This is a genomic window from Amycolatopsis speibonae (assembly GCF_042647925.1).
GTDB lineage: Bacteria > Actinomycetota > Actinomycetes > Mycobacteriales > Pseudonocardiaceae > Amycolatopsis > Amycolatopsis speibonae.
Genome location: NZ_JBHRWK010000063.1, coordinates 23,973 through 34,697 on the forward strand (window position 1 = coordinate 23,973; position 10,725 = coordinate 34,697).

The 10,725-nt window shown below is 67.8% G+C and carries 11 protein-coding genes and 1 pseudogene; 8 read left to right on the forward strand and 4 right to left on the reverse strand.

The window, feature by feature from the left end; all coding sequences use genetic code 11:
- Positions 1-5 precede the first annotated feature (5 nt).
- Positions 6-1,046: a DUF2891 domain-containing protein gene (locus tag ACFOSH_RS33520; protein WP_378243844.1), complete on the reverse strand. Its 1,041-nt coding sequence runs from the start codon at positions 1,044-1,046 to the stop codon at positions 6-8.
- 134 nt (positions 1,047-1,180) lie between these two features.
- On the opposite strand from ACFOSH_RS33520, the gene ACFOSH_RS33525 reads away from it, so the two are divergent.
- Together ACFOSH_RS33525 and ACFOSH_RS33530 are read left to right on the forward strand one after the other, a co-directional pair.
- A complete protein-coding gene (locus tag ACFOSH_RS33525; protein WP_378243846.1) occupies positions 1,181-2,806 on the forward strand; it encodes a Na+/H+ antiporter in 1,626 nt (541 codons plus the stop codon).
- 29 nt (positions 2,807-2,835) lie between these two features.
- A complete protein-coding gene (locus ACFOSH_RS33530) occupies positions 2,836-3,519 on the forward strand; it encodes a class I SAM-dependent methyltransferase (protein WP_378243848.1) in 684 nt (227 codons plus the stop codon).
- A 1-nt stretch (position 3,520) separates the two neighbouring features.
- Here ACFOSH_RS33530 and ACFOSH_RS33535 read toward each other — a convergent pair whose 3' ends face one another.
- Positions 3,521-3,982, reverse strand: coding sequence for a nuclear transport factor 2 family protein (locus tag ACFOSH_RS33535; protein WP_378243850.1), 462 nt, complete (start codon positions 3,980-3,982; stop codon positions 3,521-3,523).
- Positions 3,983-4,069: 87 nt separating this feature from the next.
- Here ACFOSH_RS33535 and ACFOSH_RS33540 point away from each other — a divergent pair, with 87 nt between their 5' ends.
- Positions 4,070-4,636, forward strand: a complete 567-nt coding sequence (locus tag ACFOSH_RS33540; protein WP_378243852.1) for a TetR/AcrR family transcriptional regulator — start codon at positions 4,070-4,072, stop codon at positions 4,634-4,636.
- 226 nt (positions 4,637-4,862) lie between these two features.
- On the opposite strand, the gene ACFOSH_RS33545 is transcribed toward ACFOSH_RS33540, so the two are convergent.
- Positions 4,863-5,480, reverse strand: coding sequence for an SMI1/KNR4 family protein (locus ACFOSH_RS33545; protein WP_378243854.1), 618 nt, complete (start codon positions 5,478-5,480; stop codon positions 4,863-4,865).
- 69 nt (positions 5,481-5,549) lie between these two features.
- Positions 5,550-6,260: a zinc ABC transporter ATP-binding protein AztA gene (gene aztA, locus ACFOSH_RS33550; RefSeq protein WP_378243856.1), complete on the reverse strand. Its 711-nt coding sequence runs from the start codon at positions 6,258-6,260 to the stop codon at positions 5,550-5,552.
- Positions 6,261-6,308: 48 nt separating this feature from the next.
- Between aztA and aztB the strand changes: the two genes are divergently transcribed.
- From aztB to ACFOSH_RS33575, 5 genes and pseudogenes are all read left to right on the forward strand, one after another.
- A complete protein-coding gene (gene aztB, locus ACFOSH_RS33555) occupies positions 6,309-7,160 on the forward strand; it encodes a zinc ABC transporter permease AztB (protein WP_378243858.1) in 852 nt (283 codons plus the stop codon).
- Positions 7,157-8,353, forward strand: coding sequence for a hypothetical protein (locus ACFOSH_RS33560; RefSeq protein ID WP_378243860.1), 1,197 nt, complete (start codon positions 7,157-7,159; stop codon positions 8,351-8,353). The genes aztB and ACFOSH_RS33560 overlap by 4 nt, the downstream gene beginning before the upstream one ends.
- The gene (aztC, locus tag ACFOSH_RS33565; protein ID WP_378243862.1) at positions 8,350-9,249 is read left to right on the forward strand and encodes a zinc ABC transporter substrate-binding protein AztC; all 900 of its coding nucleotides are present in this window, start codon (positions 8,350-8,352) and stop codon (positions 9,247-9,249) included. Before ACFOSH_RS33560 ends, aztC begins: the two co-directional genes overlap by 4 nt.
- 27 nt (positions 9,250-9,276) lie before the next feature.
- Positions 9,277-10,443, forward strand: a complete 1,167-nt coding sequence (aztD, locus tag ACFOSH_RS33570; protein WP_378243864.1) for a zinc metallochaperone AztD — start codon at positions 9,277-9,279, stop codon at positions 10,441-10,443.
- Positions 10,444-10,531: 88 nt separating this feature from the next.
- Positions 10,532-10,725, forward strand: a pseudogene (locus tag ACFOSH_RS33575) (IS701 family transposase); the annotation flags it as partial.

Here is a 10,725-nt window from a genome sequence, read left to right on the forward strand (position 1 = left end):
TTCGTTCAGCTGAGCAGGAGAAGGGCGTAGTAGGCCAGGAAGTGTTCGACCGTGTACGGGCCGCCGGTGGTCTGGGGCAGCGAGGCCCGGGTGTGCGCCTGCGCGGTGTCGAACATGGCGGGGATCCGGTCGTCGCCGCCGGGGAGGGCGCGCGCGAGGCGGTCCCAGCACCAGGCGCGGTGCAGGTTGAGCCCGTGCAGGTGGGCCATCTGCCCGTCGGTGGGGTCGGTCACGGTCGCCGGGGTGAACAGGGTCGCGGGTTCCCGCCCGGCGATACCGGGCAGGAACCGCTCCAGCCAGTCGGCGAACTCGGTCGCGGACAGCAGGTGGGTCATCAGCTCGGCTTCGGCGAGGGCGGGGGACAGGAAGTCGGCGCCGGAGGGTTCCCAGGAGCCTGGATAGTCGTGGTCGGCCCCGAACCACCGCCAGGCCGTCTCGGTGATGACCCGTAGCAGGCGCGGGTCGCCCCGGTCGGCGAGGTGGCCGGCGTACGGCAGAGCGCGGGACAGCCCGAACGCGCCGTTTTCGTGTATCCCGTACCGGATCGGATAAGTGGCCTGCGGCAACCAGCCGAGGTACCGGGTCACGAAGACCGCGCTCAGCTCCTGCAGGCCTGTCGACCACCGCGCGGCATCCGGATCGTCCCAGGTGACGAGCTCGAAGGTGAGCTCCAGTAGCGCGGACCAGCCATAAGGACGTTGGGTGGTGCGGTGTTCCTCAGGCGTGAAGAAAGCGACTTCACCCGCGAGTGCCTCGACGGTCAGATGGTCGTCGAGCGTGCGGCGGATCTCCTCGGCAGGCACGAGTTCGGGGCGGTGACGCAGTAGGCGGACCAGTACCCAGAACATCTCCACACAGGAATGCCAGTCGAAACTGCCGTAGAAACACGGATGCGACAGTCTCGGGGTGGCGATGGGCACGCCTTCGAAGTGCCAGTGACTCTCGTGGTGCGGGTACTCGCGCACGACATTCGTCAACGCCGTCCTGGCCAGATCACCGGCACTCGCCCTCAGCGACCGGCCGCGTTCGCTGTCCCAATCGGTCATCGGTACCCCCTGTCCGATCCGTATGCGACAACCCTACTTGCGACCGGCGTGAGCGGCCGGGGATCGCATCGTCCACAGTGGATTCACCGCACCGGCCTCGGTGACCGGATTTCCCGTCGGGTAGAACAAGGGGCATGCTGGGTGTCATCGGGTTCGTGCTGGCCATGCTGGGCGTCATCGTCGTGGTGGGCGCGATCAGCCATCGCCTCGGCCTGCCGGATCCGGTGCTGCTGACCGTCGTCGGCCTCGTGTACGCCCTGCTCCCCGGGCCGAACCTGCACTTGGAACCCGAGTTCGTCCTCGACGTCATCCTTCCGCCGCTGCTGTACAACGCCGCGCTCGGCTCGAGCCTCCTGGCGATCCGAAGCAGATTGCGTTCGGTCGTCAGCCTGTCGGTACTGCTGGTGCTGGTGACAGCCTTCGCGGTCGGCGGGCTGCTGACCTGGCTGGTCCCGGTGATCCCGCTCGCGGCGGCCATCGCGCTCGGTGCCGCGGTCGCACCGCCGGATCCCGTGGCGGCGCTGGCCGTCGGCCGCCGGGTCGGGCTGCCCGCGAAGCTGTCCACCCTGATCGAGGGTGAAGGCCTGCTCAACGACGCCACGGCGCTGACGATCTACAAGATGGCGCTCGCCGTCGCGATCGGCGGCAGTTTCTCGTTCGGTCTCGCGACTGGTGAGTTCGCCCTCGCCACGATCGGCGGCCTGCTGGTCGGCGTGGTCGTGGCGTTCCTCGTGCGGATATCCCGCCGCGTCCTGGCGGATCCCCTTTCGGCGAACGCGGTCTCGCTGGCGACGCCGTTCGCCGCGTACGTGCTCGGCGAGACCATCCACGGCTCGGGTGTCCTGGCGGTCGTGGTCGCCGGGCTGATCATCGGACACCAGACGCCGAGGCTGCAGACCGGAGCGAGCAGGCTGCAGACCGGTGCGGTGTGGAGCCTGGTCAACTACCTGCTCGAAGGATTCGTCTTCCTGCTCATCGGTCAGCAGTTGCCCGCCGTCATCGCCGGGCTCGGCGGTTACCCGGTCAGCTCGGTGATCTTGACCGCGGTGGTCACGGTGGGCGCCGTCCTCCTGGTCCGGCCGCTGTGGCTGGTGCTGACCCAGCTCTTCCCGCGGCGGCTGCACGCCCGGCTCGGCAGCGCGGACGAAACCGGTGAGGCTTCGGAGCGGGCGCTGACGGGCAAGGAGATCGCGGGACTGAGCTGGGCGGGCACCCGCGGGGTGATCACGCTCGCGGCCGCGTTCGCCATCCCGGCCGTGACGGCGGACGGGAGCCCGTTCCCCGCGCGCGATCTGCTGTTGTTCTCGGCGTTCCTGGTGGTCCTGGTGACACTGGTCGGTCAAGGGGTGACTTTCGGGCCGCTCCTGAAACGCCTTGGCCTGCGCGCCGACGTCCAAGACCAGGCGCGGCTGCGCAACCAGGCACGGAGCGCGGCCATCGACGCGGCTCTCGCACGCCTGGAGCAGCTCATCGACGAGGAGGACGTGCCGGACGAGGCGGTGGCGGCGATGCGGAAGAACCTCGAAGGGCGTCAGCGACGTTATCGGGCGCGGCTGGCCTACCTCGAGGACAACCCGCTCACGCCTCGGGCTCCCGGATACGAGGCCGCCGTCCGCGCCCGGCACAGCATCATCGAGGCGCAGCGGGAAGAACTCCTTCGCTGGCGTGACGCCGGCCGGTTGCCCGACGCCAGCCTGAGGATCCTGCAGACCGAACTCGACCACGAGGAGAACGCGCTGATGCCGTCGTCCGGCAAGTGAGAGCGCTCGAATCGATCTACGATGAAGGTGTGGACGAACGACCGATCACCACAGCGCAGGTCAATTTCCGCCGGGTCGCCGAAGAGCTCGAAAGCATGGGGACCCAGGATCGTTTCACCTACATCTTCCGATCCCGATTGTGGAGTTCCTCCTCGGTTTCCGGCCCCGGTTCCGAGTCCGTCCAGACCCGGGAACTCCGCGAACAACTGCCGGTTCTCCTCGAACGCTTCGGCGTGCGCACCCTGCTCGATCTGCCGTGCGGGGACTTCGGCTGGCTCAGCGAGGTGGATCTCGACCTCGACCGGTACATCGGGGCCGACATCGTCACCGATCTGGTCGAGTCGAACGCCGCACGGTTCCGCGACGATCCGGTGCGGGAGTTCCGGACGCTCGACCTGACCGGGGATCCGCTGCCGTCCACCGATCTGGTGCTGTGCCGGGATTGCCTGGTGCACTTGAGCTTCGCCGACATCGAGAGGGCCTTGCTCAATCTCCGGCGCAGCGGCTCCCGATACCTGCTGACCACGACGTTCACCGAACTCGGCACCAACGCCGACATCGTGACGGGGGACTGGAGGCCGTTGAACCTGTGCCGGGAACCGTTCGGATTCCCGGCACCGCTGGCCGTACTGGTCGAGGGGTGCACCGAAGAGGGCGGCGCCTACGCCGACAAGTCCTTGGGGTTGTGGGAGATCGCCACGCTCGTGCACTGAGCTACCGGAGCGGGAAGTCGGCTCCGTGTTCCTCCACCGGCCGGGGGCCGTGGATCCGCCGATCGCCTTCGGGGATGGCCACGTCGTTGATACTGGCCTCACGACGGCTCATGAGACCGTGCTCGTCGAACTCCCACAGTTCGTTGCCGTAGCTGCGCCACGACTGTCCGGCCTGGTCGTGCCATTCGTACTGGAACCGGACGGCGATCCGGTCGCCGTCGAACGCCCAGAGGTTCTTGCGCAGCGCGTAGTCCTGTTCCCGATCCCACTTCGCGGTCAGGAACGCGACGATCTCCTCGCGTCCCTGGACGAACGTATCCCGGTTCCGCCACACCGAGTCCGGCGTGTACGCCGATGCCACCCGACGGGGATCGCGAGTGTTCCACGCGTCCTCGGCGGCCTGGACCTTCCTCAGCGCCGACTCCCGCGTGAACGGCGGGTAGGGCGGGCGATCTTCCGACATCGTCGACCTCCTCAGGTGGAGAACGTGCGTTCTCCGCATCTGACGCCTAGAGTAGGGAACGAACGTTCTCAACGTCAAGGAGTTCCGATGCCGGCCGCTGTCACCGACGAGCAGAACCGGGTGGACCGTGAAGTCCTGCTCGACGCCGCCGAGAAGCTCTTCTACGAGAAAGGCATCCAGGCGGTCGGCATGGATCAGGTCCGTGCGGCGTCCGGTCTTTCGCTGAAGCGGATCTACCGGTTCTTCGAAGCCAAGGAAGACCTCGTCGTGGCGATGCTGAGGCGCCGCGATCGGCGCTGGAGGGGCAGCCTGGCCGACCGCGTGGAGCAGGTCGCGGATCCCCGCGAGCGAGTGCTCACGATCTTCGACTGGCTCGCCGACTGGTTCGCCGAACCCGGTTTCCGCGGCTGCGCCTGGATCAACGCCCACGGCGAGGTCGGCCCCTCGTCCGAAGCGGTACTGGCCCAGGTGCGGGCACACAAGCGGGCTTTCCACGAGCAGGTCGAGACCTGGGTGCTGGCCACCGGTCTGGCGGTGACCGAACCGGTGTTCCTGCTCGCCGAGGGTGCCATCGTGACGGCGGGCATCAGCGGAGACCCGGCTCCGGCCCGTCAGGCGCGCGAGGCCGTCGCGGCGCTGCTCGGGAAGCCGTGATCACCAGCCGAGGGCGCTGATCATGCCTCGTTCCAGCACGGGGGAGAGCGTGGTCATGAAGCTGGTTCGAAGAGTTCGCTCACGTCGATCCTCGGGGTGCGTTCCTGGCCCCGTGAGACCGCCCTCGCGCGGCCTGACACGACCTGGCATCCGCTCGCTCACGCGGGGCATGGGTTCGGAACCTCCGCGGAGAAGGCGGTGAGCGTCACGACGCGGTGACTCGGGGTCAAGGCCAGCTGAGCTCGCCGTCGCTGATGACGAGATGCCTTTCGCGAGAGGGCAGTTGACGGTTGTGGGCGTAGTTGTCGAGGCGCTCGGCGATCTCGTCGAGGATCTCGGTCACACTTGTCCAGCCGGATCGGTAGATCCCTTCGCCGGCGTACCAGTTCATGACACGACCGTGGTCTTCGCCCGAGCGGAGATCGACGCAGAGCAGGCCGCCGCCGATGTCACGGCCGATGGGGAGAACCGCGCTGCAGAAAGGAAATCCGGTGTCGCCGGCCTGCTTGTGGTGGGCTCCCTCGGGAGTGCGGCAGGCCGGGTCGGGATACCGCGACTGCCTGCCGTGCTCCTCCTCGGCCCGCGTCACCGGAAGAGGCAGGTAGTCCCTCGGGATCAGGTGACCGGACTGATTCCCGGAACCGTGGTCGCGCTGGTCGTCGACACCGTCCATGAGGGCCCACCTGGCACGCAGTTCGGCCGGCAGCTGGAGACCGACGCGGTCCTGCAGACGCTCGATGTGCGCGGCCGGCGCGGGAGGCCGGATCTCCCGCGCGGTGGCGGGCGCGTGTTCGGACAGCAAGGCCATGATCCGTTGCCAGGTCTGTTCCACCGGTGCGGTCACCAATGTCCCCCTTCTCTCGGTGAACCACCGTAACGAACTTCGACGGCCCTCAGCCCCGCATTCAGAGGACTAACTGCGGGTTCGCAGGCCCCAGGCGTCCGTCACTCGTTCCGGGGTCAGCACCGAAGCCGGAGGGCCTTCGCCGACGAGGCGGCCGTCGTGGAGCAGTAGGCAGTGATCGGCTCGGCCCGCGACGTCGAGGTCGTGCGTGACGCGCACGACCGTCGTGCCTTCGGCGAGCGTGGCGCGCAGTGCTTCGTCGATCAGGCCGCGGGCGTGCAGGTCCAGCCCGGCCGATGGCTCGTCGAGCAGCAGCAGTCCGGCCCGCTGGGCCAATCCCTGCGCCACGAGCGCGCGTTGGCGCTGCCCACCGGAGAGCGTGCCGATCAGCCGGTCCGCGATCGAGGTGATGTCCAGTCGTTCCAAACATTCCCCGACGATGTCGCGGTCCATCTTGGACAGTCGTCGCCAGTGGCCCCGGTGTGCCCAGCGTCCCATCGTGACGGTGGCGCGCACGGTGATCGGCAGCGATTGGGACACCTCGCTCTGCTGGGTCACGTAGGCGACGCGGTCCGGATCCCGACGGGTCACCGACCCGGTGGTCGCCGGCAGTACGCCCGCGACGAGGTTGAGCAGTGAGGACTTGCCCGCGCCGTTCGCACCGGCGATCGCGGTGATCCGCGCCGACGGCACCTGGGCGGTGATCCCGCGCAGTACCTCGTGGGAGCCGTAGTGCGCGTGCACGCGGTCGATCGTGAGCGCCGCTGTGTCCGGGGTCATCCCCACCTCCTTTAGATAATGACAATCATTACCACTATAGTGTGACGCGTGGAGTGGTTGCTGATCCCCTTCGAGGTGTCGTTCGTGCAGCGTGCGCTGGTGGCGGGAGTGCTCGTTTCGGCGGTGTGTGCCGTCGTCGGGACCTGGGTGGTGTTGCGCGGCATGGCCTTTATCGGGGACGCCATGTCGCACGGCATGTTGCCGGGCGTGGCGATCGCTTCGCTGACCGGCGTCAACCTGCTGATCGGCGCAGCGATCAGCGCCGGCGTGATGGCGCTCGGCGTCACCGCACTCGGGCGTTCCCGGCGGTTGTCCGAAGACACCACCATCGGACTGCTCTTCGTCGGCATGCTCGCGAGCGGCGTGATCATCGTGTCCCACTCGCGGTCGTTCGCGGTCGATCTCACCGGATTCCTCTTCGGCGACGTGCTCGCCGTCGGTTCCGGTGATCTGGTCGGTCTCGCGATCACCCTGGTCGTCGTGGGAGTGGTGGCCTCGCTGGGCCACCGGTCGTTCACCGCGCTCACCTTCGACGTCCGGAAGGCGCACACGCTGGGTCTTCGCCCGCGCCTGGCAAACGCGGTGCTGCTCGGGCTGGTCACGCTGACGATCGTGGCGTCGTTCCGCGTCGTGGGGACGCTGCTGGTGTTCGGGCTGCTCATCGCGCCCGCCGCGGCGGCGCTGTTCTGGTCGCGGCGGATCACCACGATCATGATCGTCGCGGCGTTGCTCGGCATCGCCGCCACGGTCGGTGGCCTGCTCGTGTCCTGGCATTGGGGCACCGCGGCGGGCGCGACCATCGCCGCCGGCGCGGTCTTGCTGTTCTTCCTTTCCGCCCTCTTGTCGTTCGTACGACAGCGATTCCGTCCCCTGACACCGGAGATCGAGAGTTCACGATGAAACTGAAAGCAGTGACGGCGGTCGTCGCGGCGCTGACCTTGGCGGCGTGCGGCGGGGAGCAGCCGAAGGAGGTGACCGCGGATGTTCCGCACGGCTATGTCGAAGGTGCCGAAGAGGCGGCCGAGGCCCAGTCGCGGCTGATCGTCGCCGACACCGAAACGGGTGCTGTGCGCGTGGTGGACCTGATCACCGAGAAGGTGCACGAGACCGGGCAGGTCGACGGAGTGCGTGCTCTGACCGGTGACGGTCGCTTCGGCTACCTGACCGGGCGCGACGGCGCGGTCCGCGTGATCGACAGCGGGGCGTGGATGGTCGACCACGGTGACCATGTCCACTACTACCGGGCGAAGGTCCGTGACGTCGGCATGGCTCCGGGCCAACGGCCCTTGGCGGCCTACAGCGATCCCGCCGTTTCCGCTCTGTCCTATCCGGACGGTACGACGACGTTGCTCGACAGGGCCCAGCTCGACAAGGGATCCGTGGCCGAACTGGGGAAGATCACGCGTGAACCCCACGCCGGTGTCGCGATTCCCTACGGCGGGCACGTCCTCGCTTCGGTGGCGGAACCCGGGAAGCCGCTCGCCCGGGGAGTGCGCGTTCACAACCGTCAGGGAAAGGCCGTGGCAGAGATCGAGCAGCCGTGTCCGGACCTGCAGGGGCAGGCGGTGACGCGACGCGGGGTCGTGTTCGGTTGCGCGGACGGAGCCTTGCTCGTGACCGAAAAGGACGGTGCGTTCACCGGGGCGAAGATCCCGTACCCGCGCAGTGTCTCCGCGCAGGAGCGCGCTACGGCTTTCTTCCACCGGCCGGGCGGCGCGACGCTCGCGGCACGGGCAGGGGAGACCGCCGTGTGGTCCTTGGACGTCGGCCGCCGCAGCTGGCAGTACGTCGAGACCGGCCCGGTCGCCGCGGTGAACGCCGTCGGGGAGGGCGGTCCGCTGCTGGCCCTGACTCGGGACGGAACGCTGCGTTCCTTCGACGGCAGTGGAAAGGAGCAGACGGCGATCCCGCTTCTGACACCGGAAGCGACCGCCGCGGACATTCCTTCCATCCAGGTCGACACGACCCGCGCCTACGTCAACAACCCGCTCTCGGCGGACGTGTACGAGATCGACTACAACGACAACCTTCGTCGCGCCAGGACATTGAAGGTCGGCGGCAAGGCAGGTCACATCGTGGAGACCGGCCGATGAAGCGCCGGGTCCTCGCACTGTGCGTCCTAGCGCTGCTGGCGGCGACCGGGTGTTCCGGCAGCCGTGGGAACAGCGCATCGGTCGTCGTCACCACGAACATCCTCGGCGACATCACGCGTGCCGTCGTCGGCGATCAGGCCGACGTGACCGTGCTGATGAAACCGAACGCCGACCCGCATTCGTTCGGTATCTCCGCGCAGCAGGCGGCTCAGGTCGAACGCGCCGGTCTGATCGTCTACAACGGACTCGGGCTCGAAGAAGGCATGCTGCGCACTGTCCGCACCGCCGAGGAAAACGGCGTACCGGCGCTCCCGGCAGGGGAGTGGGCGAACCCGATCAGCTACGCCGGGAACAAGCCGGATCCCCATTTCTGGACGGATCCCGCTCGGGTGCGCGACGTGGTGAAGGCGATCGCCGACGAGGTCGTCGCCCACGTCAGCGGCGTCGATGAAGCCGTGATCCGCGCCAACGCCGAACGCTATCGCGGGGAGATCGACGCGCTGGACACGACGATGACCGAGAAGTTCGGCGGAATCCCGCCCGATCGAAGGAAACTCGTCACGAATCACCACGTCTTCGGCTACCTCGCCCAGCGGTACGGGTTCGAAGTCGTCGGCGCGGTGATCCCCGGCGGGACCACGCTCGCTTCGCCCAGTTCCTCGGACCTGAAAGCACTCGCCGACGTCGTCCGCGCGGCGGGAGTGCCGGTCGTCTTCGCCGATTCCTCGCAACCGGACCGGCTCGCGCGGGTCCTGGCCGAACAGGCCGGACTGCACGTCGCGGTGACGCCGCTGTTCTCGGAATCGCTCAGCGAACCCGGCCAGGGCGCGGCCACCTATCTGGAAATGATGCGCGCCAACACCGAATCGATCACCACCGGCTTGACCCGTTCCTGACCGGAACAGACGAAAGGCACAAGGAAAATGGCACGAACCACCCGCTACGCCGCGCTGATGGCGACGACGGTGAGCACGCTCGCGCTCGCCGCCTGCGCGACCGAACAGCCCGCCGCGGAAGCCCCGAAGGACGCGGCGCCTGTCGTCGCGGACCCGGTGGCCGTCACCTACGACGGAGGGATCCTCCTGCTCGACGGGAAGACCTTGAAGGTGGCCAAAGATCTCCCGCTGACGGGCTTCAACCGGCTCAACCCCGCCGGGAACGACCGGCATCTCATGGTCTCGACGTCCACCGGGTTTCGCGTCCTCGACGCTGTCGGTGCCGTGCTGACGGACGCCGAGGTGAAGGCGGCCAAACCGGGTCACGTCGTGCGGCACGCCGGCAAGACGGTGCTGTTCGCCGACGGCACCGGCGAGGTGACCGTCTTCGATCCGAAGACGATCGGCACCTCGGCTTTGCCTTCGCCCGAACACAAGACGCCGGAAGCGCATCACGGCGTGGCCGTCGAACTCGAAAACGGCGAACTGGTCACCACGGTCGGGAACAAGGACAAGCGGTCCGGAATCGTGGTGCTGGACAAGGACAAGAAGGAGATCGCGCGCAACGAGCAGTGCCCCGGCGTGCACGGTGAAGCCGCCGCGCGCGGCGAGGCGGTCGTGGTCGGCTGCGAAACCGGTGTGCTGATCTACCGGAACGGAGTCATCACCAAGGTTTCCAGCCCGGATCCCTACGGGCGTATCGGCAACCAGGCGGGCTCGGACGTTTCTCCGATCACCTTGGGCGACTACAAGGTCGACAAGGACGCCGAGCTCGAACGCTCGAACCGGGTGTCCCTGATCGACACGGAGAAGGCCACGATGAAGCACGTCGACCTCGGGACGAGTTACACCTTCCGGTCGCTGGCCCGTGGCCCGCAGGGTGAGGCTCTGGTGCTGGGCACCGACGGGCAGATTCACGTGATCGACCCGGTGACCGGTTCGGTGACGCGAAAGATCGCCGTACTCGGTTCCTGGCAGGAACCGCTCGAGTGGCAGCAGCCGCGTCCGGCGATCTTCGTCCGGGGCGGGACCGCCTACGTGACCGATCCCGGCAAGAAGGAGATCCATTCGGTCGATCTCGCTTCCGGCGTGAAGACCGCGACCGGCGCCCTTTCGGGGACGCCGAACGAGGTCAGCGGAGTGCTCGGGGGATAAGACCTCGTGAGTGGTACGGGTGGTTCTAATACTGCAACGGCATTTGGTGCGCGTGTGGTAGATCATCCGTGTGGTGGTTGATGTGGCGATGGGTGAGCTGGGCCGGGTTCATGAGCGGATTTCGGGTCGTTTCACGCGTTCGGAGCCGCGGGCTCGGGCTCGGGAGTATGTGTCTGGTCTGGTGGCGGGCCTGGAGCGGAAGAACGGCTGGACGCTGGCTGAACAGGCGGGTGAGGTGTCGCCGGACGGGATGCAGCGGTTGCTGCGCTGGGCGGACTGGGA

What these genes read in the sequence shown, in the direction of transcription:
- ACFOSH_RS33520 (WP_378243844.1), bottom strand. Translation starts at nt 1,046, where the DNA reads ATGACCGATTGGGACAGCGAACGCGGCCGGTCGCTGAGGGCGAGTGCC.
- ACFOSH_RS33525 (WP_378243846.1), top strand. Translation starts at nt 1,181, where the DNA reads ATGCTGGGTGTCATCGGGTTCGTGCTGGCCATGCTGGGCGTCATCGTC.
- ACFOSH_RS33535 (WP_378243850.1), bottom strand. Translation starts at nt 3,982, where the DNA reads ATGTCGGAAGATCGCCCGCCCTACCCGCCGTTCACGCGGGAGTCGGCG.
- ACFOSH_RS33540 (WP_378243852.1), top strand. Translation starts at nt 4,070, where the DNA reads ATGCCGGCCGCTGTCACCGACGAGCAGAACCGGGTGGACCGTGAAGTC.
- aztA (WP_378243856.1), bottom strand. Translation starts at nt 6,260, where the DNA reads ATGACCCCGGACACAGCGGCGCTCACGATCGACCGCGTGCACGCGCAC.
- ACFOSH_RS33560 (WP_378243860.1), top strand. Translation starts at nt 7,157, where the DNA reads ATGAAACTGAAAGCAGTGACGGCGGTCGTCGCGGCGCTGACCTTGGCG.
- aztC (WP_378243862.1), top strand. Translation starts at nt 8,350, where the DNA reads ATGAAGCGCCGGGTCCTCGCACTGTGCGTCCTAGCGCTGCTGGCGGCG.
- aztD (WP_378243864.1), top strand. Translation starts at nt 9,277, where the DNA reads ATGGCACGAACCACCCGCTACGCCGCGCTGATGGCGACGACGGTGAGC.